The sequence below is a fragment of the Bifidobacterium mellis genome, assembly GCF_000967265.1.
GTDB classification, from domain to species: Bacteria; Actinomycetota; Actinomycetes; order Actinomycetales; family Bifidobacteriaceae; genus Bombiscardovia; species Bombiscardovia mellis.
On the sequence record NZ_KQ033884.1, the window covers coordinates 30,157 to 51,199 of the forward strand.

Genomic DNA, 21,043 nt, shown 5'->3' on the forward strand with positions numbered 1-21,043 from the left:
GGTTGCGTGCAGAGCTTTCCGCACGCAAACACCAGACAGCAAATACTTTTTTACATTTCAAAACTATTCTGCGCCGTTATGCGCTTTCCATTATTTTTTGTGATGCGAGTTTGGCACTTGGTAGAAACACAATATTAGACATTACATTCTTTTTATACCTGCCGGGTTTATCGTTTCGCATGCATCAGTGGTGAGCTAGAATACACATTAAACAAACACAAACGGCGTGCAAGATAATCTCACAGCAAATGAATGCGATGTATTCGCTTATGCTAAAGTTGTCATACTGCAAATGCTGGAGGTGGAAAATGACTACAACTACTATTGGCATCCCGGATAAGGACTACAAGGTCGTCAAGGAGATGGCTGATTTCGAAGGAGTGAGCGTTCCAGCGTATATGAGTCAAGTGATTTTGGATCAGATTGAAGACGTTAGAGACTACAAAGAAGCGATGAGCGTGCTCAACGAGCATAACGGTACAGTTTCGCGAGCCGAGGTGATGAACGAGGTCTTTGACAAGTGACGTATACATGGGAATTCGACTGTAAGGCGTTCAAACAGTTCAAGAAACTTGATCAGACTGTACAGAAACGTATTGTGAAATGGCTTAACGAGCGCATAGAAGGTTCCCAGAATCCCAGGCAATGGGGAAAAGCGTTAGAAGGCGACATGAAAACGCTCTGGCGCTACCGTATAGGAGGTTATCGTGTCATTGCAGATATAGATGACGGTAACTTCAAGGTTTTGGTGCTTAAAGCTGCTAAAAGAAACGATGTCTACAAAAATCACTAACGTAGCTTTTGATTCACGTCCACATATGGTTCAGTGCGTCAGCTAGCAGGCTTTGTTCGGGGTCAGCTAATCGTTGAAAAGTAATCGGGGACTAAATAAGATTTATGAAACCATACAGAAACTCGTTGAAAACATGTTCAATTTGGCATAATGCTTTTTATTATTAATTATTTGCGGTGAAACTGCTTTTAAGCGGGAATTGGTGGATGGCAGCACCTTGGATTTCGTATCTATCTTGTTTGGCCATGCTAATTACCGCCGCTGATCTTGGTCTTGCTGCTGTAATGTGATACGGTACTTTTCCTGGCTGGCCTTGCTATAGTCCTAATGTCTTCGACGGTGATGCGAAGGCCATTGGAGAGATGAGTTGCAATCTCCTCTAGACACATAGGAAGGGGCCAGCTCCGACATCAGTGATGCTGCAGCGTAGGGCACTTATCGAATTGGAAGGTTAGAAGAGGCCGTTGCTGTTGCGAGACTGTACGCCTTCTATGTTGTGCTCGATGATGTCCCAGTGCTCAGCCAGCTGGCCTTCCTGCAGCCGATAGATGTCGCAAACCTTATTGACATGGCCGTTCTTCAACGTGCACTTGAAGAAGACGTAGACCATATCATCCTCCCCGTTCAGCCTGATGATGTCGATCTGCGGCCCCAGGGCCAGGAATCCCTTGATGAGCTCTAGGAAGCCAGCCTTCCCGTCGGCGCAGGTTGGGTTGTGTTGAATGTAGTCGTCCCGCATGAACCTGTCGATGTTGCTGGTATCTCCCCGGCTAAAGACTTGGTCGTAGAACTCCTGTACCAAGGACTTGTTGGCTGTGGTTTCAGCCTCGCTCATCATGAACCTCCGTTTTCTGCCTGCTCATAGGCTCTTGGGTTTCTTCATGATAGGTAGTTCCGATCAGTCTCGTAAGCGCGTACGAAATCGCAGTGAGCAGATGGACAGTGGCTGAAGGGAAATGGTCTCAGGCCTTGAAGTGGCGCTCGTCGTTCATGGTGGCGAAGTTCAGACCGATCAGGATGCCGCCGCCTATGTAGTTGCCAAGCATGGCCACCAGGACCACCAGTATTGCCTTCCAGGCGTTGACCCGCCCGAAGATACCCAGGATGAGGAAGAGGGCCGAATCCGCTATCGAGTGCTCGAACCCGCAGAAGGCGAAGACGAAGACGGCCACGACCATGATGATGCACTTGGTGAAGTCGTTGGAAAGCTTGCCGTTGTAGACCATGAGCATGGCGATGTTGATGCAGAAGTTGCACAGGATGCCGCGCACGAACAGGTCGGCGAAGCCCATGGGGCCGCCGGAGACGTAGCCGGTCTTGGTGGCCGAGGCCGCCAGCATCTGGTCCAGGGTCGGACCGCTGACGATGGATGAGAAGCGCAGGATGACGGCCACGATCAGGGCTCCGGCCAGGTTGCCCAGAAGGCAGAGGACCAGGATCCGCAGGGAGGCCAGCCAGCCCAGGCGCTTGTGATAGGCGCCTATGGTGACCACCATCATGTTGGAGGTCAGCAGTTCGGAGTTGGTGTAGTAGATCAGGACCAGGGCCCAGCCGAAGGTGGTCGCCGCCAGGACCCGGCCTGCCAGGATCAGACCGTGGTCGGCGGGGTTCTGGCCGGCCTGGCCCATGATGACGAAGAAGGCCGTGAAGAAGATACCCACAAAGAGGCCGGCCATGGTGGCCCGTTGCATGTACTTGCCGGTCAGGGCGCCACTCATGGTCTTCTTGCTTTCGACCACGTCCAGGACGGTGCTGATGAAGGCCCGTCCGGGGAAGAGGGGTTGTCTGTTCTGTCGATCTGTCATCTGATTGGGTTGCTCATTCACGGGGTTCATTATGGCATTCCCGAGTAAAGAGGGACCGCCCTTAGGGCCCGACTGTGCGGGAATTCACTTCTTTGCCAGTGCCACCCGGTGTCGCTCAGCCTCACTCCGTGCGCAGGGCGGTGGCGGGATCCTGCTTGGCCGCCTTCCGCGAAGGGATCAGACCGCCGATCAGGGTCAGGATCACGCTCAGGATGACCAGAGCCACGCCGCCCGAGGCAGGCAGGGCCGCGTTCACCTCGGTGGTGCCCATGAAGTGATGCATGATGCTGTTGGCCGGGATGATCAGCAGCAGGGTGATGCCCACCCCCAGCAGGCCCGCCAGAAGTCCGATCAGGCCGGTCTCGGCGTTGAAGACGTTGGAGACGTTCCGCTTGGAGGCGCCCATGGCGCGCAGGATGCCGATCTCCTTGGTCCGCTCCAGAACCGATATGTAGGTGATGATGCCGATCATGATGGAGGAGACCACCAGCGAGACCCCGACGAAGGCTATCAGCACGTAGGTGATGACGTTGATGATGGTGGTGACCGAATTCATCATCAGGCCCACGTAGTCGGTATAGACGATCCTGTTCTTCTCCGCAGCCTTGTCGTTGTAGTGCTTGATGGAGTCACCCACGGAATTCTTGTTCTCGAAGCTGTCCGTGTAGATGCTGATGCGGGAGGGGGCATCCCGGGAGATCAGGCCGAAGTCGCTCAGGTTGTCGGCGTAGGTGCCGGTGGAGACGTACTGGTTGTAGATGGCGACCAGGGCGTTCTGCGGGGCGGTGGCGATGTACTGGTCGAAGGCCTGGGCCGTCTGCTGCTCGGCGGAAGCCCCCGTGGGGATGCCCGCAGAACCTTGGGCTCTTGCAGCGGCCCCTGCCCGGCCCTGGGCCTCCTGGCCGGCCATGGCTGCCGAGCCTTTCATGATCTCCTGGGCCATGCTGGCCTTCTGGCTGACGCCCAAGGATGCGATGTAGGCCTTGGCATCGTTGGCCTTGGCGGCATCGTCGGCAGGGGCGAAGGCCATCCCGTTGAGGACGCTGTGGCCCTGGTCGGCCTCCTGGTCGGTGACGATGGGGCTGGTCTTGGCCTGGTCGATCAGGTAGTCGGTCAGCTGGCGGGTATACCCGACGCCTACCTTGAGGGGTGTGGCCTTGGCTCCCTGGTGGGGGCGCACTATGCCTACGATGTGCAGCTGCAGGCCCTGATCGGCGGCCTTGGTCATCTGGTCGGTGCTGTCGCCGATGTAGTGGTAGTGGCCGTCGGTCCCCTTGGCATACTGGTCCGCAGCGGGCACCAGGGAGAGTTTCTGGTCCATGGCCTTGGCGTATTCGATGGGCTTGGTGTCGACCTTGACCTCCTGCCCGCTGTTGAGTTTGTTCATCATGTCGGTGTATTGGCTGGAGGGGAGGATGCCCAGCTTGTAGAGGCTGGTGACGGGCATCTGGTTGTTCTTGTCCAGCACCAGGACCACCTGATCCTTGGCCTTGGGCCAGGTGCCGTTCACCACCTGGTAGTTGTCGGTCACCACCTTGCTGATGGTGGTCTTGGCATCGGCCCCCGGCATGATTTCGCCGAAGATCTCCGGAGCCTTGTTCTTCTCGGTCTTGCCGGTCAGGTAGGACATCTGCATGGACTGGATGTCGCCCATGTCGCTGTCGGTGTTGGCCGTGGCCATCTGGCTGGCGGTGGAGCTGGCGTCGTCCTGCCCGCTCATGGTCACCTTGTCCGCAGAGACCAGCTTACCGTCCGGGTCGTGCCCGAAGACCGCGAACTTGGTGGCATAGGAGTACTGGATGCCTACGGACCCCACGTATTGATGGATCTCGCTCTTGGGATTATCCAAGTATTTTTTGAAGTCTGTCAGATTGTTCTGGGTGATGCTGCTGGTCAGGCTGGAGGCCCCCTTGATGCTGGAGTCGTCCGGCTGGATGGCCTTGAGATCCTTGTGGGCCTTGGCCTCCTTCTGCGATTCCTGGGCGGAGTCCACTATCTTGTTCAGGTCGAAGGACTGCTCCTGAATGGTGATGGGGTAGGAGGTCATGGTCTCCCGCTGCACCCTGTCGATGTAGCGGTTGACCCCGGTGGATACCGACAGGATCAGGGCGATTCCGATGATGCCGATGGACCCGGCGAAGGAGGTCAGGGCTGTCCGGGCCTTCTTGGTCCGAAGATTGTTGAAGCTCAGCGACAGTGAAGTCAGCAGTCCCATGGAGGCCTTGCCGAAGGTGCGGTGGCGGGCCCGGCGGATGGGCACCTGGTCGTCGGGCAGGGGGTCGGAGTCGCTGATGACCGATCCGTCGTGCAGCTCCACGATCCTGGTGGCGTACTGGTGGGCCAGCTCGGGGTTGTGGGTGACCATGACCACCAGCCGGTCCTGGGCCACCTCCTTGAGCAGGTCCATGATCTGGATGGAGGTCTCGGAATCCAGTGCTCCGGTGGGCTCGTCGGCCAGGAGGATGCGGGGGTTGTTGACCAGTGCCCTGGCGATGGCCACCCGCTGCATCTGCCCGCCCGAGAGCTGGTTGGGCCGCTTGTTCACGTGCTGACCCAGTCCCACCTGCTCCAGGGCCTGCCTGGCCCGCTCCCGCCGCTCCTGCCGGTGCACGCCCGAGATGGTCAGAGCCAGCTCCACGTTGGACAGGATGCTCTGGTGGGGAATCAGGTTGTAGCTCTGGAAGACGAAGCCCACGGTGTGGTTGCGGTAGGAGTCCCAGTCCCTGTCCTTGTACTTTTTGGTGGAGGTGCCGTTGATGATCAGGTCGCCCTGGTCATAGCGGTCCAACCCGCCGATGATGTTGAGCAGGGTGGTCTTGCCGGAGCCGGAGGGGCCCAGGATGGCCACGAACTCGTTGTCGCGCAGGTTGACGCTGACATCATTCAAGGCCTGCTGGACGAAGTCCCCTGTTTTGTATTGTTTGGAGATGTGTTCGATCTGCAGCACCGTCGTCCTCAGCTTTCTGGATTCTCAATGGCTTTAATGGCATGGACTTATGGACTCTTGGAGTGCCAGCTTACGCCATCGGCATGGGTAAATGCCGATATGGCCTAGTCCACCGACTTGAGGGCCTCCAGCATATCCACATGCTTGAGCTTGTTGTTGACCATCCAGCCCAGGCCGGCCGTGATGACCGTGATCATGACCAGGGGCACGACGAAGGCCACCCAGCTGATGGAGGGGTCAAAGAGGACGTTGTCCGGTGGAACGGTGGTGATGATGTAGTGGTGCAGCCAGGCCCCGAACCCATACCCGGCCAGGACGCCGATGGCCGATAGGAGGATGGTCTCCCGGTAGATGTACATGGTCACCTCGCGGTCGTAGAAGCCCAGCACCTTGATGGTGCTCAGTTCACGGATGCGCTCCTCAACGTTCAGGTTGGTCAGGTTGTAGAGGATGACCAGGGCCAGCAGGGTGGCCACGATGATCAGCACCTGCATGATCATGTTCAAGGATTTGACCACGGTGTCGATCTGGCTCATCAGGGTTGTGTTCTGCACCACTCCCTGGATCCCGTCGATACGTATGAAGGAGGCGGCCTGCTTTCTGGTGTTCTCCGCGCTGGAGTCCTTGAAGGTGACCAGGTGGGCGTTGGGCGAGAAGTCCTGATGGAAGACGGTCCTGTAGGCCGATGGGCTCATGAAGACGAAGTGCCCCAGATACATCTCGCAGATGCCGTCCACCCGCATGGTTCTGTCCCTGCCGCCTGAATCCTGCAGGGTGATTCTGTCGCCCGTCTTGGTCCCCGTCAGCTGGGCGATCCGTTCGGAGAGGATCACGCCATCGCCCTTGAGACTCAGGGGTTTGTGCCCGGCCCGGGTGTCCATGCGGATGAAGTCGTCCAGGTGCTCGGCGCTGGCCGGCGCGATCATGGTGATGGACTGCTTGTCGGCGTTGTGGCCGGCCGTCTTGCTCATCTCCTCGTAACGCACGTTCAGGGAACGGCTCACATCGGGCTTTTCCAGCCGTTTTTTGATGGATTGGCGTTGGTCGGATGTGGCCTGGCTGTTCTCGGCGGCGATCAGGTCGTAGCGGATCACCTGGCCGAACTGGTGCTCGTTGATGGCGGAGATGGACCCCTGCACGCCGAATCCGGCCATCAGGAGGGCCACCGATCCGCAGACTCCGAAGATGGTCATCAGCATCCGCTGCTTGTAGCGGAAGATGTTCCGGGCGGTGACCTTGTGCGTGAAGCTGAGCCGGTTCCAGATCAGGGGTATGCGCTCCAGGAAGATCTTCGATCCGGCGCTGGGCGGCTTGGGCAGGAGGAGGGCCGACGGCTTTTCGCGCAGCTCCCGCCAGGCGCTCAGGAAGGCCGGGACAACGGCGCTCAGGAAGGCCAGCAGGCAGGCCAGGAGGGTGATGGGCAGGTGGAAGCCGTAGTGGATGGGCGGCATGTCGAAGGCGTGGACATAGGCCTGGTAGACGATCCAGGGCAGGAGGGTGTGGCCGGCGATGATGCCCAGGAGCGCGCCCAGGGCGGAAGCTGCTCCGCCGTAGACCAGGAACTTGGCCATGACATCCTGATCCCTGTAGCCCAGGGCCTTGAGTGTTCCTGCGTTGATCCGCTCCTCGTCCACAAAGCGCGTCATGGTGGTGAAGGTGACCAGGGCGGCCACCAGATACATGAAGTAGGGGAAGACCTTGGCCAGCGAGTCCACGATGAAGGAGACGGAGGCATAGACCTTGTAGCCCTCCGAGCCGGGTGCTTCACGGCGCGAGTCCAGGGCGTAGACAGGCTTTTCCAGTCGGCTCAGCTGGTCAGCCGCCTTGTTCAGCTTCTTCTGGGAGTCGTCGATCCTCTTCTGGGCGTCCGGGCTCTCCCTCTTGAACTTGTCCTGTTTGGTCCGGTATTCCGCGGTTTTCTGATCCAGGGTGGCCTGGGCCTGGTCGATCTGCCCCTGGGCCGAGGCACGGCTGCCGGCCAGCTGCCGCCGGGCCTGGGCCAGTTTGGTCCTGCCCTGGGCCAGCTGTGCGGAGGCCTGGTCAAGCTGGGCCTTGCCCTGGGCCAGTTGGCGCTCGCCTTCGTTCACCTTGGCCCTGGCCTGGGTCAGCTCCCGGCGCTTTGCGTCCAGGGTCTGCTGGTTGGCTGCGACTTGGGCCATGCCGGGGGTGTACTGGTTGGTCATGAAGGCATCGCGGCCCGCCTTGGCCTTGGCCGCCAGGGCATCAATCTGCGGTGATTGCCGGTTGAGCTCGGCCAGTTGGGCCTGGAGCCCGGTCTTTCGGCGGTTGAGCTCCTCCTGCTGCTGGGGGGTCAGCCCGTGGGCGGCCAGCTGGGCGTCGATGGTCTGAATGAGGCCGGTGACCTGTGCGATGCCCTGTCTGCATTGCTTCTGCGCTGCCTGGGCCTGGGCTACAGCCTGGTCGGCCTGGGCCTTGCCGCCCTCCAGCTGCTGGCGGGAACCATCGAGCTTGGCCTGTCCCTGGTCGATGGCCTGCTGCCCCTGATCGGCCTGCTGCCTGCCCTGGGCCACCTGGTTGGCGGAAGACTGGTACTGCTTCTGCTTTCGGGCCAGTTCGGCCGAGCTCAGATCCACCTCCTGCTGTCCCTGGTCGATGGCCGCCTGGGCCTGCACCGTCTTGGCGGCCAGTTGGTTCTTGGCGGACTGGATGCTCTGGGCGCCCTGGTCCAGATCCTTCCTGGCCTGGTCCAGCTGCTGCCGGTTCCCTTCGAGTTCATCTCTGGACTGGTCCACCTGGTCCTGTCCCTGGTCCAGCTGCTTCTGCAGTGGAGCCTTGATGGCGCTCAGCCTCGCTGTGGGGCGGCCTGACAGGATCCTGTTCAGATCGTCCTTGTGGGTCTGCAGGGCCTGGATGTACTGGTCGGAATAGTGGTCCCTGATCCGGTCCAGGTCCTTGAAGGTCAGGCGGGCGATCATGTACTCGTCCGAGTCGAAGGCCTTGGGCGTGGTTACGGCGTAGGAGTCCAGGGACCCGGATCCGGCTGTGGAGGGGCCCATGTTGACCTTGCTCAGGATCTCGGTCGACCTGACCGTGCCCACTACGCGCAGCTTGTGGTGCCTTAAGACCTTCCTGCCCAGCTGGTCGGCCTTCTCGTCCACCTGGATGTTGCTGCCGATGGGGTGGCTCCCGGCCAGGGCCGTGTCGACCGCTATCTGGTCGGGCCTGGTCGGCATGGATCCCTCGACCAGCTCATAGGTGGAAATCCGGTCGGGGGTGGAGTAGATGCGCAGGCTCTTGTCGGTGCCCTTGAGCACCACGTCCTTCAGATATCCGTATTCGATTCCGGAGTTGCCGGGGGCGGTGTCGATGGCATCCCGATCCTCCTGGTCGAGTCCGTAGCTGCTGATGACCATCAGGTCGGCCAGATGGTGGTCGGACAGGTAGGCGTTGCCGGCCTGCCGCATGTCCGGCCCGGTCACGCTCAACCCGACCAGGGCGAAGGAACCCAGCGCCACCAGGCAGACGATGGAGATGAACCGTCCCAGGGATTTGCGCAGGGAGACCCGGATGTCGTGCCAGAGCACCTTCCTGACGGGCTGCATCCTCACCACTCCACGTTTTCGATGTCTTCGGGGTTGTCATTGGTCTGCACGGCCTGGACCCGGGCGTCGTGCATGCGGATGACCCTGTCGGCGATGGGGGCGATGGCCGCGTTGTGGGTGACGATGACCACGGTGGCGCCCTTCTTGCGGCACTGGTCCTGGAGGATGCGCAGCACCTGTTTGCCGGTCCGGTAGTCCAAGGCCCCGGTGGGTTCGTCACAGAGCAGGATCTTGGGGTTCTTGGCCACGGCCCGGGCGATGGCCACACGCTGCTGCTCGCCGCCGGAAAGCTGGGCGGGGAAGTTGTCGATCCGGTCGCCCAGACCTACGTCGACCAGGGTCTGGACCGGGTCAGCAGCGTCGTCCACAATCTCCGAGGCCAGCTCCACGTTCTCCCTGGCGGTCAGGTTGGCCACCAGATTGTAGAACTGGAAGACGAAGCCCACGTCGTAGCGGCGGTAGGTGGTCAGCTGTCGGGCGTCGTAGCCGGCGATGTCCTTTCCGTCCACGATCACCTGGCCCTCGTTGCAGGTGTCCATGCCGCCCAAAATGTTCAGCACGGTCGATTTGCCAGCCCCCGAGGCGCCGAGGATGACCACCAGCTCGCCCTTCTCGATGGAGAAGGTGACCTCATTGTTGGCCACGATGGTCGTCTCGCCGGTCACATACCGTTTCGTCTCTCCGATGACGTCGATATAGCCCATCATGCCCTCTCGTAACCCTGGCTGTGCGGCGGGGCCGTCCGACGCGAGGGACGCCCCCTGATGCTCTTTTCCCCACTACTGTATACGTTCGCGGGGTCCGGAGCACAGGGGAACCGCCTGCCGGGAGGCGTCATGTTCACTGACCCTGCCAGGGCTCGGAGGTTCAGAGGGCTTGCAGGAGGTTGCCGAGTTTGCGGCTGTCCCTGACCGGTCTGCCCTGGCGGAAGGTGATGAACCGCTGGCAGGTCTGGGCCAGGAACTCCTGGTCGTGTGAGATGACGATCACCATGACCCCCAGGGAGCGCATGTAGCGGATCATCCCGGTCACCTGGTTCATATGGAGCAGATCCAGGCCGCTGGTGGGTTCGTCCAGAACCACCAGGCGCTTGCCAGACAGTATGGCGGCCGCGATGGCCACCCGCTGCTTCTCTCCGCCGGAGAGGGTGTTGGGGTGCCGGCCCAGGAGCCGCTCCAGGTCCAGCTTTCGTGCCACCTCCTCAAAGAGGTCGGTCCGCCTGGCCCCAAGGAGCATCTCGCCCTCCACGGTCTCGCTGAAGAGCTGGTAGTTGACATCCTGAAAGACCATGTAGGAGTCCTCGACACGCTCCCTGCTGGTCTGCCTGGTCCCATTCAGGCTGATTTCCGACCTGTCGCCAGGCTTGAGCAGTCCGGTCAGGACCGAGGCGAAGGTGCTCTTGCCGGCACCGTTGCGGCCGATGATGCCGGTGATGTCGTCGCTGGACAGGGTCAGGTCGTCCACATCCAGGGCAGGATCCTGGTCGTGGTGGTAGGCATAGGTTAGGTTCCTGACCCGCAAGAGGTCGGGGGTCTTCTCGGTAGTGACCCTGGCTGGGGCGCTCGCATTCTCGGTCGCGTCCAGATTCAGGGCCCGCAGCCCCATGGCCTGGCGGCTTGGGCCATCCAGCCCCCTCATGGCGGCCGGGGTCAGGTGCTCCGCCAGCCTGCCGTCCTCCATGACCAGGAAGTCGTCGGCCAGGCCGTCCAGGTAGTAGAGGCGGTGCTCGATCAGGACCATGGTCAGGCCCCGGTCCTTCAAGCGGCCCAGAATCTGCGCCAGGCTGGCCACCGCTTCCACGTCCAGATTGCCGGAGGGCTCGTCCAGGACCAGGATCTGCGGGTCCATCATGCAGGAGGAGGCGATGGCGATCATCTGCTTCTCGCCCCCGGACAGGGAGAAGATGTCCCGGTCCATGAGCGGGCCGATGCCGAAGAGGTCGGCCACCTGGTCTATACGCTCCCGGATGGCCTCCGGCTGGACCCCGGTGTTCTCCAGGGGGAAGGCCAGCTCGCTGCGGACGTCGGTGGTGAAGAACTGGGTCTTGGGATTCTGGAAGACCGACCCCACCTGCTCCGAAAGCCGGTAGATGGGCCGGGCCGTGGTGGGTTCGCCCCCGATCAGGCACTCCCCCTCCAACTTGCCCTCGTAGAGTTCGGGAATCAGGCCGTTGATGACCCTGGACAGGGTGGTCTTGCCGCAACCGCTCGGCCCGGTGATCACGGTCAGCTGTCCCTGGCCCATCCGGCAGGAGACCTCCTGGAGGGAAGGCTGGCTGGCGCCCTCGTAGGTGAAGCTAAGCCTGGAACATTGCAACATAGGCTCCACATCCCATAAGGACCAGACCCAGGGCGCACATGAGCGCATCCAGTCCGGTGAAGGCAATCCGTTGGATGGAGGTCTTGGGTCCGGGGTCGCCGATCCCCCTGGTCAGGGCGGCTGAGGTCAGGTCGGAGGCCACATTGGTGGCGTTATTGAGCAGGGGGACGTAGATGTACTCCATGGTTCGCATCGGATGCCGGACCATGTCCCCGGTGGTGACCGCGATCCCCCTGAACTTCATGGCCCGTCTGATCTGGGCATAGTCGTGCCTGACGGTCGGGAAGAAGCGGAAGAGGACGCTGACGGGGATGACCAGCCACTGGGGGGCGTGGATCTTGCGCAGCAGGTAGACCAGCTCCGAAACCTTGGTGGTGCCCATCATGAAGGCCGCGACCAGCACTAGGGGGAGGATCCTGCCCACGCCGACGAAGAGGAAGAGCAGGTAATGCCCCGGCAGGTTCTCGGGGAAGACCATGGCCAGGGAGGCGCCCAGGGCGAAGACCAGACAGACCAGAAGCCAGGCCTGGCCCTTCCTCACTCTGCCCACGATGACCTGGAAGCTGCAGAAGTAGATGTTGATGGCCAGGACCAGCGGAGTGGGGAGGGTGACGAAGATCAGGGCGTTGGCGAAGATGACCAGCAGGAATCTGGTGTAGATGGAGATGGGCCTCATTGCTTGGCGGGTATCCGGTTGAAATGCCGGTCGACGATCCGGGCGCCTATCCATGCCCCGAGCAGGGCGCCGACCAGGGTGGCCAGGATGCAGACCAGGAAGGTGGCTCCGGTGATGGGTGCGAAGACTCCGTCGATGTACTCCTGGCTCTTGCCGCGGCGGACCAGGCTGGCCACATAGGCGTCCTTCATGAACCAGAGGGGCAGAACTGGGCCGGTGCAGCCGAAGGTGAGGATGACATAGCTCAGGTAGCGGGCCAGGTTGGGACGGCTCTCCCCGAGCGAGGACTGAACCAGATCAGCCAGCAGGCCACAGAAGGCGTAGGGGATGAAGGAGAGGGCGAAGTGACCGAAGACCAGCAGGAAGAGGCCCATGATGACGCCGACGATGGTGATGGCCCCGAACCTGGGCACCCGGCGGATCATCAGCATGTAGACCGGGCCGGAGACCAGCCCCACCACAGCGGGGATAAAGAGGGAGGACAGACCGGGCATGACCAGGCCAGCCAGGAAGACGGTGATGAAGTTGCCCACCGCCATGCTGACGAAGTAGAGGGCCGTAAAAATGCCGACGTTGACCAGGTCTTTTGTCTTCAGTGCTTTCATAAAGGATCGCTCCCATCTGGGTGGCGGTCGCTCGGCCCTAGGCCATATCCGCCGATTTCATGTTGTGCCGTCAAGTTTAGGAGGGCCGGGAGGGAAAGTAAATAATATTTTTTTATGTCTCTTGCTTGGCGCGCGAGGATTTTGTTAGTGTCCACTGAGAGGGGCGTATCAGAAAGGCGGCACGGAGAACAGGCATGATCAGCAAGCGACTACTTCATCTACCGGGAGCCAGGATGGGCGCCAGCCTCCTGCTGGCCCTCCTGCAGACGATCGGCGCGTTGGCGGAGGTCCTCCTCCTGCCGGTGGCCATCGCGGCCGTGGGCCGTTCCCTTGGCCTGCCTGTCCCTCATGCCCTTGCCTGGGTGCCTGGTCGGCCCGGACCCTTGGCGGCGCTGATAGGCGGGCTGATCCTGGTTCGGCTCCTGGCCCAGGCGGTCGCCAGGTCCGTCAGCGCCCGGCTGGCTGATGGGATGGGCAAGGCGCTCTCCCAGGCCCTCTACCTGTCCGTGTTCGACCCCAATGCGCAGAAGGAGGACCTGGGCGTTCCGGCGCAGACCCTGGCCAGGCTTTCGACCGAGGGGGTCAAGTCGGTCGTCTCCTACTTCACGGCCTACATTCCGGCCCTGGTCCAGACCGCCCTGATGCTGGTCGTGACCCTGGTCGTCCTTCTGCCTGTCAGTCCCCTGGCTGCGGTGATCGTCGTGATCGGCATGGTGGCCCTACCCCTGGCCTCCAAGCCCACCATGGGCGAGAACATCAAGGTGCAGTTAGGCCAGCTGCGCAAATACGACAAGGTCGGCGTCCACTTTGAGCATGCCCTGAGAGGGCTCAACACCTTGAAGATCTTCGGGGCAGACCAGCGGCAGGCCGACGATCTGGCCGAGGAGTCCGAGGGGTTCCGCCGGATAACCATGGGGGTCCTGGCCGGGCAGCTGCGCTCGCTGATCAAGGCCGACGTGGTCATCTACACCAGCCTCATTCTGGCGGTCGCGGCCACAGTCCTGATTGGGCAGGACGGGCCCTCTCGAATGCTGTCCTGTTTGGTTGTTGCTTTGGCCGGGGTCCGGCTCTTTGCACCTGAGCGCCAGCTGGTCTACATGATGCATTCCGGCATGGTCGCCATCAAACAGGGCAAGGCCATCGACGATATTCTTCAGGCGCGGCAGGGGGGCGACGAGAAGTCGGCGGCTCCAGGGACGGCTCCTGAGTCATGCAAGAGTACGGGTTCGGATGTGGCTCCGGAAGCGAGTCTCGAAACTTCTGAGGTAGCAGTTCGGGAGTCTGACTCGGAATCCGCTTCGAAGCAAGCAGATCAGGCGGATATGTCTGGCGATGATTCGCTAGGCATCAGCGCTCGCGATTTGACCTATACCTATCCTGACGGCTTCCAGGCTCTGACCGATCTGAACTTCGATCTGCCTGCCAGGGGACATGTGGGCTTGGTCGGCGCTTCGGGCTCCGGCAAGAGCACCTTGGCGGGCCTGCTGTCCGGGCGCCTTCAGGGGTATGCCGGAGAGCTGACCATTGGCGGGCGCCAAATCAGCGACCTGTCGCGCGAGGATCTGGTCGGCCTGCAGACTGTGGTTCGGGGAACCGATCACCTCTTCACCGGGACCATCAGGTCGAATCTGGACCCGGCCGGACTGGGCTACTCGGATTGGGAGCTGCAGGATGCGCTGGACCAGGTCGGTCTGACCGGTCTTGTCCAAAGCAAGGGCGGGCTGGACGCTCCTATCGACCCCGAGGGAGGCAACCTATCCGGAGGGCAGCGGCAGCGCCTGTCCATTGCCCGCGGGCTCCTGCGGCGTTCCCCCGTCTATATCTTCGATGAGGCCACCAGCGCCGTGGACCGCGAGCATGACGCTACACTGGCAGCCCTGATGGACGCTCTGGGCAAGGAGTCCCTGGTCCTGACCATCACCCACCGCCTGGCTGGGGTCCGCAATGCCGATTCCATCCTCTTTCTGCAGAAGGGCCGTCTGGCGGAGAGCGGCGGCTTCCGTGAACTGATGGATGCCGGGGGCGGATTTGCCGCTCAGTGGAAGGAGCAGGCCCAGTATGAGGACGGGGAGTGATGACATGCAGCAGACAACGAGCAATCTGATGATGATGCGCCGTATGGCCCAGCTGATGAAGCCTCTGGCTGGTACGGAGGGCAAGGCCATCCTCTGTGGCAGCCTGGGCCACCTCTTTGCGGTCTGGAGCATGATGGCAGCCGCAGCGGCCCTGATCGGTCTGGTCACGGACTGGCCGCCGCTGAGTGGCCAGTGGGTCGTCTGGGCTCTCGTGGCGGTTCTGACTGCTCTCAGCCGGGGGGTCATGGCCTATGGGGAGCAGTACTACAACCATGAGATGGCCTTCAGCATGCTTCGTGACATTCGCACGACGGTCTTCGACAAGATGCGCTCCCTGGCCCCGGCCGGTCTGCGAGACCAGGCGCGCGGGGACATGGTGACCGTGATCACCAACGACATCGAGCTGCTAGAAATCTTCTATGCTCATACCCTATCGCCCATCGCCATCGCCCTGGTGACCTCCTTGGCCAACCTGGCTCTGCTCACTTGGCTCTCGCCCTGGATGGGTCTGGCTGCCCTGGTCTCCTATCTGATCGTCGGTCTGCTCATCCCCATCCTGAGCGCAAGGCCTACCTTCAAGGGAGCTATGAGGGAGCGGACGGCCCAAGCCAACCTCCACTCCCTGCTTCTGGAGACCCTTCAGGGCCGTGCCGAACTGGCGGGGCTGGGCGCTCTGGGGAATACCCGTCGCCGGGTGGGAGTCGCTACGGACCAGATGCTGGATGCCAGGGGACGCACCTCTGGGCGGACCATCACCAACGATATGGTCACCAATGTGGTCACTCTGATCTGCGCCGGAGCCTTCACGCTGATGGCCTGCTGGCTTGGCTCTGAGGGGTTGATGGATCCTGCCCGGGGGATGATTGGACTGGTCGGTTTCCTCTCCTCCTTCGCCCCCCTGATACCTGTGGCCCGGCTAGGCGCCGGCCTGCAGCCTACCCTGGCTGCTGCTCGGCGGGTCTTCTCTCTTTTGGACAAGGAGCCGCCTGTACGTGAGGTGGAATCCAATCACGGGAATCCTTTGTCGGAGTTCACTGGAGAGAATGCCAGGGCAGTTTCCTTTTCCTACGCCGGCAAGACTGACACGGGTAAGGACGATCCAGGCAAGACTGACTCGGGTGAACATAGCGACCGGACTTCGGTTTTGGAGGGTCTGGATCTTTCCATCAAGCCTGGCGAACTGATTGGCATCCAGGGGGCCAACGGGGTTGGCAAGTCCACTTTGATTGATCTGCTGATGCGGTTCCAGGAGCGTAGCGGCGGGGACCTGACCGTCTCTGGCCTGCCTATCGAGACCATCCGCACCGCCGATCTGCGTGCTCAGCAGACTCTGGTGAGCCAGGACACCTACATATTCAGTCTCACCTTGGCTGACAACATCGCCTTGGCCCGGCCCGATGCCAGCAGAGAGGATATTGAGAAGGCAGCTCATGATGCCTGCCTAGATGATCTGATCGACCAGCTGCCTGACGGCTTGGATCATCTGCTTGCTGACAACGGCTCGGATCTGTCCGAGGGGCAGCGGCAACGAGTGGCCCTGGCTCGCGCCTTTTTGAGCTCGGCGCCATTCATGCTTTTGGATGAGCCCACCAGCAATATGGATGCCCTCTTGGAGGGCCGGGTTCTGACTAGGTTGATTGAGCGGAAGGGCGACCGCACCTGTCTGATTGTCTCTCACCGTCCCTCGGTCCTTGCCCGAGCTGACCGTCTGCTGACGCTGCAAAACGGCAAGCTTATCCCCGCCTGAACATTTCATAGAGAAGAGGCGCAATTCGAGGCGCAATTCATAGTGTCACTTCGAATTGCTGCTGGCAGTGTTACCGACGTAATTTGATCCGGCGCTGGTCCATTTCAACGGGTGATTCCGGCAGCGATTCCGTCTACTGACTATGCAAATGGGAAGCCCGATTGGAGTCAGTTCTGAGAAAAGTGGTTCAGCCGAATAGGAGTCTGCTCTCATTCAGGGTGGTGGTATTCCGACAAGGTTCCGCATAAGTGAGGTTCACGGAGCTTAGCTATCTTAGAACAGCTGAAAGGCGGACGATTCCGTTTGATAAAGTCGAGGTCTTTTAGTGCATAAGTAAAGTTATCGCTTTACTGATTCACTTCACTATAAATAGGTGAATGTCAGCTTTGAACAACGGCGCCTATTTCGAGGACAAGTTGTTCCTTTGTCCGGAGACGCCAACTTGGCCGCGGTCATTACCCATGTGAATGTGTTTACGCATATGAAGCACCTGTTGTGGACCACCTTCCTCTCCTTGTTGGTGGCAGCGATAGCAATGTTCGTGGCGGGCCGTGGTGTCCAGTCCACAGTTGGCAGCGGCTTTGATAAGGTCGCTGAGACGAATAACACGCTTTCACAGGCCTTCACTTGGAACGTGCCCATGCTGCTTTTATACCTCTCCTGATCATCCTGATCAGGTCAGCGTGGAAGAAGCCGACTATTCCGGTCATGCTGCTTTCGTCGGTGGTGGCCATGTTCAATACCGTCGTCATCCAGCATTTCTCCTTCGCCAACGCATTCAATGCCATCGTCAACAAATTCGACACCCCTGTGCTCCCCAAGGGTTTCAACTTGGGTCCCGCAGCCAAGGGTGTCACCAGTCTGCTGAACAGGGGAGGCATGGAGAGCATGATGACCCTCCTGATTGCGTTCTGTACCCTGTCCTTCGCAGGGGTGCTTTCGGCCCCCGGGGCTTTGAACAAGATCGTGGAGTCTCTGCTAAAGATCAGAAAGAGCACTGGCTCATTGATTGTCGTCACCCTGCTGGCCAGCATCCTCACTAATATTCACCACCTGTAACGTCCAGGTCTCCCTTCTGCTGCCTGGTGAACCGCTGAGTGCATACATTCGCCGAGGTCTGCATCCTTGCAATCTCGGGCGAAGCATAGAGGTTTCCGGCACTATATTCGAGTTGATCCTACCCTGGACTGCCGCTGGTATCTATATGGCGGCCACCTTGGGCGTACAAACGCTCATTTATATGCCTTAGGCAACCCTGTGTTGGACTGGCGTCATCTTCACCACCAGCTGAGGATACACAGGAATTGGCATCCGCAAGCTAACGCCGGAAAAGCAGAAGACCATGCGCGCCGAGTTGGATAAGGGGAGGAAGCGTAGAGCCGTTTCTCTGTTGTAGCTAATCGACACCACAACCAGGCAATGCCTGTTGTGACGCTTTTCTTGTCAGTGGATAAAAGAGACTGCTACAAAAATTGACACTTTTTATAAGGAATTAGCAATGTAAGTGTGAAGTCAAAATAGGGTTAATTGTGTTGGCCAGCTCTTCACAAATGGGTCGGCACTTTTCGAAGCAGATGCCCCTTTAGTTTTTAGCTGCGGGGGCTAATGTGGACAGTTCAAAGCGTATGTGTATGTCTAGCTAAAAGCCTCGATTCTCAAATTGCTAATTTGCAAAACGATGGCATTGTATTCGACATCTGTAATGAGGAATCCGCTAAAGCATATCTATTTGCCAACACTTATCTATTCCGGATTAAACGATATGCTTCTGATTTCAACAAGCACAAAGGCGGGAAGTATAAGAATTCCGATTTTCGTGTACTCAGAGATCGCTGAAATTTATTATCGTCGGAATAATCAGGCCTGTCACCGATAACTAGCGATCTACACGCCGTTTCCTGGACATGTCAAGATTCGATGACTCCCGTACAAGAAGCAAGCTGAACACCGTGCCGTAAGAAAGCAACACCTTAAATATGTAAGGAACTAGGCACTATTTTCTTGTTCACTTGCATTTGAATGAATTTGATGTAGTAGCAGGTTGTCAAATTGCAGTCTCAGCGCTGCATGACCACCCTCAACTCCGCGCTTTATATCTTCCTGACTTTAATCATATGCCATGTAGATCAAATCATGGAGCAACACCAGAAGCAAACAGCGTACAGTTTCAGAATTAGCCTTCACGAAAATTGCATGGCAATTATTCCTACAGACAAGCTAGGAAAGTCGCTAACCCGCTGGCTCGAATTTTTAAGCTTGAGTTTGATTGAGTGGAACAGCTTGAATTACCGCTTCCGCTGTTGAACCGGGAATGAGTCTGACTCGATTGCCTTGCTTTAGCGAATGAGGTTTGATAGGTTGTTCAAACTTCGCTGCCTTATAGAATATTCGCCGATTACAATTCGTCTGTATAACTATGTTCCCCAAGGAAACAGTTAGGGGGAATTCTGTGCATACGGCGAATTCTTCTTGTGACGAGTCCGAAAGAGATTTGAAATTGCTAACTGTAAAGTCTAAGTGTGTCCATGTGGTGTTGATTCTTTCACCATGGAGCAGTTTTGCAGCTGTCATGATTGCGCTTTGCTGTCCGGGTTTGAGTTGCTTAGGGTCAGGCACCGAGATGCGTGTTAACGTATGTCCCTGCACAGTTTTTAGGGCCTCGAAGAAAGGAAGTATCAAAGCCGAATGAGTGGCCAGCTCAGCGAGTTCTGCGCTTTCAAGAGTGAACAACGTTATGCCATCTTGAATGCCAAACTCAAATTTTGTGCCTTGACTGAGCGAAGAGAAAACTGTTAAGGTTCGAATCAGTTTATCTGGATCTTTCCCCACCACATTATGAAGACTGAAGTCCATGCGGGTTTTCTTATTGTTCACTAATAATTTGAATCGAAAATCGAAGCAGCCACTACTGTCTATAAAATGAACGTATGCTCCTTTGCTGTCTGGTGCTGTAGTACGTTCAACTTCTTTGACCGGAGTTGCATGAAGAGTGCGTCGAGTCTTCTGCTCTACCGCTCTGATTTCGAATGGCGGGAGACTTTCTTGTTGTAAGGGGACAACTAAAGCCGTCAGTTGACCTTCTGACTCGCCTAATGCACCTTCGGGCCCTTCGGTATTATCGAAAGTTGCCGGTAGCTCCTTGAAAGGGGCTCCATAGTTTACAAAATCGCTAAGAGCTGCTTTTTCTCGTTCTGTTGTCGCCTTTAGGTGCACCGAGAATCGTATCGGACGCAGACTTGTTGATTCAGCACAACGAGCGAAAATGCGCGTGATCAAATATTGTGTCTTAGAAAATTCTCGCATTGTTGACATGACCAGGCCCGGTCTATTGTCATCAGTGACTTTGTTTGGATTATCGGTAACTTTGCCGTTTCGAACTTCGATTTCGTATCTGTAGAACGGATCTACTTCATCCAGTGAATCTTGGAGTAAGATAGCCCGTTGCCGTATATTATCCAAGAGGTTTCCATTATTTTCTGGCGGACTTCCAGCAAGAAAGACTTTATTCATTAAATCTGTGATCCTATTGGCACCATTACCTAGGTAGTATTCGATGACTTTTGGATTGTTTGCAGCGAGGTTATTCAATTGGGTGCGGCCAATCCAACTCACGTTGATTTTGGTGTTGCCTGTGATAGTTTGTAGTTTATCAAAAGCCTCGTTGGTCGGATCCCAAGGCATGACAAGCTTCCAGTCACTCACAGGAAGATAAGGTATGGTTTTCTCAACGAACACATCCCATGAATTTTTGATATTAGACCATTCTCTACTGCTCAGAGGACGCGTGTAACGCTTTACCTGATAAACGATAAATGAGTTACCTGCGGGAACGCGGATATCGACGCCGCGATCGCCTCGTGATGGAGTAATGAAGTTTCCATTGGGGTGTTCCAGCAGGATTAGAGCAGCAACAACCTTTTGGATTGTCTCTCCCGGATAAATTTCCCAGTTTACCTCTGTCATATAGCAAGTATCGCACATATCGTGGCAAATTGTTTGGGTAAGGGGGATGCATAACTTATGGAAAACATCGAAATAGCAGGATATCGATGCCTGGACGGTTTCACAAGTAATAGTCATAAAGAGTCCAGACAACTCGGACTTTTCATCCAGTAAGTGACCGGACGGATTAGAATTTCAGGGATTCTCAGTGCTCTTGGCTCGGCAATGATCTTGGTCGGAATCTCAATAATATTGGATACGCTATCAATCGCTTTTTAAGAAAATGAAAAAATAGACCCCCCCCCCACTCCTGCGTAAACAGTTTTGTGAATTCTCCTTCAAAGTTTGGTATGAATCTCGAATTTCTGGCTTGTGTCGCACAAACTGCGAATCTGGAACATTGACACTCGAGGCGGAGAGCTGCTCTCATTATTGTATAGTATGTGGCTGATGATGTATTGATAGCAGCTGATGATTCCGTCGATGCACGATTGCGATTGATCGTTTTCGTTGCTTTTCCGTTGTTTAATCATTCCACCGTAATCAAGAGCGCTGAGCTCTTCAAAAGAAG

The 21,043-nt window shown here is 58.0% G+C and carries 17 protein-coding genes; 8 read left to right on the forward strand and 9 right to left on the reverse strand.

From position 1 onward, the window contains the following. The 3 genes from JF70_RS09130 to JF70_RS09265 all read left to right on the forward strand — a co-directional run. Positions 1–194 (forward strand): hypothetical protein (locus JF70_RS09130; protein WP_231578745.1); only part of this gene is annotated, 194 nt, incomplete at its 5' end. 114 nt (positions 195–308) lie between these two features. Next, positions 309–524: a type II toxin-antitoxin system RelB family antitoxin gene (gene relB, locus JF70_RS00090; RefSeq protein ID WP_045934876.1), complete on the forward strand. Its 216-nt coding sequence runs from the start codon at positions 309–311 to the stop codon at positions 522–524. Next, positions 521–793: a type II toxin-antitoxin system RelE family toxin gene (locus tag JF70_RS09265; protein ID WP_045934817.1), complete on the forward strand. Its 273-nt coding sequence runs from the start codon at positions 521–523 to the stop codon at positions 791–793. Before relB ends, JF70_RS09265 begins: the two co-directional genes overlap by 4 nt. Positions 794–1,244: 451 nt before the next feature. Here the strand turns inward: JF70_RS09265 and JF70_RS00100 are convergent, their stop codons facing one another. The 8 genes from JF70_RS00100 to JF70_RS00135 form a co-directional block, all read right to left on the reverse strand. Continuing rightward, positions 1,245–1,628: a nuclear transport factor 2 family protein gene (locus JF70_RS00100; protein ID WP_045934877.1), complete on the reverse strand. Its 384-nt coding sequence runs from the start codon at positions 1,626–1,628 to the stop codon at positions 1,245–1,247. 127 nt (positions 1,629–1,755) lie between these two features. Further along, positions 1,756–2,598 (reverse strand): formate/nitrite transporter family protein, encoded by an 843-nt coding sequence (locus JF70_RS00105; protein ID WP_045934878.1) that lies wholly within the window; start codon positions 2,596–2,598, stop codon positions 1,756–1,758. 121 nt (positions 2,599–2,719) lie between these two features. After that, positions 2,720–5,545 carry an ABC transporter ATP-binding protein/permease gene (locus JF70_RS00110; protein ID WP_045934818.1) on the reverse strand — a complete coding sequence of 942 codons (2,826 nt, stop codon included), beginning with the start codon at positions 5,543–5,545 and terminating at the stop codon, positions 2,720–2,722. Between the two features lie 104 nt (positions 5,546–5,649). Further along, a complete protein-coding gene (locus JF70_RS00115) occupies positions 5,650–9,108 on the reverse strand; it encodes an FtsX-like permease family protein (protein WP_045934819.1) in 3,459 nt (1,152 codons plus the stop codon). Positions 9,109–9,110: 2 nt separating this feature from the next. Beyond that, a complete protein-coding gene (locus JF70_RS00120; protein WP_029679079.1) occupies positions 9,111–9,812 on the reverse strand; it encodes an ABC transporter ATP-binding protein in 702 nt (233 codons plus the stop codon). A 163-nt stretch (positions 9,813–9,975) separates the two neighbouring features. Next, positions 9,976–11,427: an ABC transporter ATP-binding protein gene (locus JF70_RS00125; RefSeq protein WP_045934820.1), complete on the reverse strand. Its 1,452-nt coding sequence runs from the start codon at positions 11,425–11,427 to the stop codon at positions 9,976–9,978. Beyond that, positions 11,405–12,103: an energy-coupling factor transporter transmembrane component T gene (locus JF70_RS00130; protein ID WP_045923762.1), complete on the reverse strand. Its 699-nt coding sequence runs from the start codon at positions 12,101–12,103 to the stop codon at positions 11,405–11,407. Before JF70_RS00130 ends, JF70_RS00125 begins: the two co-directional genes overlap by 23 nt. Continuing rightward, positions 12,100–12,708: an MptD family putative ECF transporter S component gene (locus JF70_RS00135; protein WP_045934821.1), complete on the reverse strand. Its 609-nt coding sequence runs from the start codon at positions 12,706–12,708 to the stop codon at positions 12,100–12,102. Before JF70_RS00135 ends, JF70_RS00130 begins: the two co-directional genes overlap by 4 nt. A gap of 194 nt (positions 12,709–12,902) precedes the next feature. Between JF70_RS00135 and JF70_RS08350 the strand changes: the two genes are divergently transcribed. The 5 genes from JF70_RS08350 to JF70_RS09270 all read left to right on the forward strand — a co-directional run bounded on the left by JF70_RS08350 (position 12,903) and on the right by JF70_RS09270 (position 17,779). After that, positions 12,903–14,783: an ATP-binding cassette domain-containing protein gene (locus JF70_RS08350; protein ID WP_082069288.1), complete on the forward strand. Its 1,881-nt coding sequence runs from the start codon at positions 12,903–12,905 to the stop codon at positions 14,781–14,783. Beyond that, positions 14,767–16,530: an amino acid ABC transporter ATP-binding/permease protein gene (locus tag JF70_RS08355; protein ID WP_052690627.1), complete on the forward strand. Its 1,764-nt coding sequence runs from the start codon at positions 14,767–14,769 to the stop codon at positions 16,528–16,530. The genes JF70_RS08350 and JF70_RS08355 overlap by 17 nt, the downstream gene beginning before the upstream one ends. Before the next feature lie 373 nt (positions 16,531–16,903). Continuing rightward, positions 16,904–17,194 (forward strand): hypothetical protein, encoded by a 291-nt coding sequence (locus JF70_RS08360; RefSeq protein ID WP_156149534.1) that lies wholly within the window; start codon positions 16,904–16,906, stop codon positions 17,192–17,194. Then, complete coding sequence (locus JF70_RS08900; RefSeq protein ID WP_156149535.1) at positions 17,158–17,589, forward strand: Na+/H+ antiporter NhaC family protein; 432 nt, start codon at positions 17,158–17,160, stop codon at positions 17,587–17,589. The genes JF70_RS08360 and JF70_RS08900 overlap by 37 nt, the downstream gene beginning before the upstream one ends. Next, the gene (locus JF70_RS09270) at positions 17,540–17,779 is read left to right on the forward strand and encodes a Na+/H+ antiporter NhaC family protein (RefSeq protein ID WP_156149536.1); all 240 of its coding nucleotides are present in this window, start codon (positions 17,540–17,542) and stop codon (positions 17,777–17,779) included. Before JF70_RS08900 ends, JF70_RS09270 begins: the two co-directional genes overlap by 50 nt. A 1,001-nt stretch (positions 17,780–18,780) precedes the next feature. Here JF70_RS09270 and JF70_RS08910 read toward each other — a convergent pair. Beyond that, positions 18,781–20,493, reverse strand: a complete 1,713-nt coding sequence (locus JF70_RS08910) for a hypothetical protein (protein WP_156149537.1) — start codon at positions 20,491–20,493, stop codon at positions 18,781–18,783. Between the last annotated feature and the right edge of the window lie 550 nt (positions 20,494–21,043).

What these genes read in the sequence shown, in the direction of transcription:
- JF70_RS00135 (WP_045934821.1), bottom strand. Translation starts at nt 12,708, where the DNA reads ATGAAAGCACTGAAGACAAAAGACCTGGTCAACGTCGGCATTTTTACG.
- JF70_RS08355 (WP_052690627.1), top strand. Translation starts at nt 14,767, where the DNA reads ATGAGGACGGGGAGTGATGACATGCAGCAGACAACGAGCAATCTGATG.
- JF70_RS00115 (WP_045934819.1), bottom strand. Translation starts at nt 9,108, where the DNA reads ATGCAGCCCGTCAGGAAGGTGCTCTGGCACGACATCCGGGTCTCCCTG.
- JF70_RS00105 (WP_045934878.1), bottom strand. Translation starts at nt 2,598, where the DNA reads ATGACAGATCGACAGAACAGACAACCCCTCTTCCCCGGACGGGCCTTC.
- JF70_RS08350 (WP_082069288.1), top strand. Translation starts at nt 12,903, where the DNA reads ATGATCAGCAAGCGACTACTTCATCTACCGGGAGCCAGGATGGGCGCC.
- JF70_RS00130 (WP_045923762.1), bottom strand. Translation starts at nt 12,103, where the DNA reads ATGAGGCCCATCTCCATCTACACCAGATTCCTGCTGGTCATCTTCGCC.
- JF70_RS00120 (WP_029679079.1), bottom strand. Translation starts at nt 9,812, where the DNA reads ATGGGCTATATCGACGTCATCGGAGAGACGAAACGGTATGTGACCGGC.
- relB (WP_045934876.1), top strand. Translation starts at nt 309, where the DNA reads ATGACTACAACTACTATTGGCATCCCGGATAAGGACTACAAGGTCGTC.
- JF70_RS00125 (WP_045934820.1), bottom strand. Translation starts at nt 11,427, where the DNA reads ATGTTGCAATGTTCCAGGCTTAGCTTCACCTACGAGGGCGCCAGCCAG.
- JF70_RS08910 (WP_156149537.1), bottom strand. Translation starts at nt 20,493, where the DNA reads ATGACAGAGGTAAACTGGGAAATTTATCCGGGAGAGACAATCCAAAAG.
- JF70_RS00100 (WP_045934877.1), bottom strand. Translation starts at nt 1,628, where the DNA reads ATGAGCGAGGCTGAAACCACAGCCAACAAGTCCTTGGTACAGGAGTTC.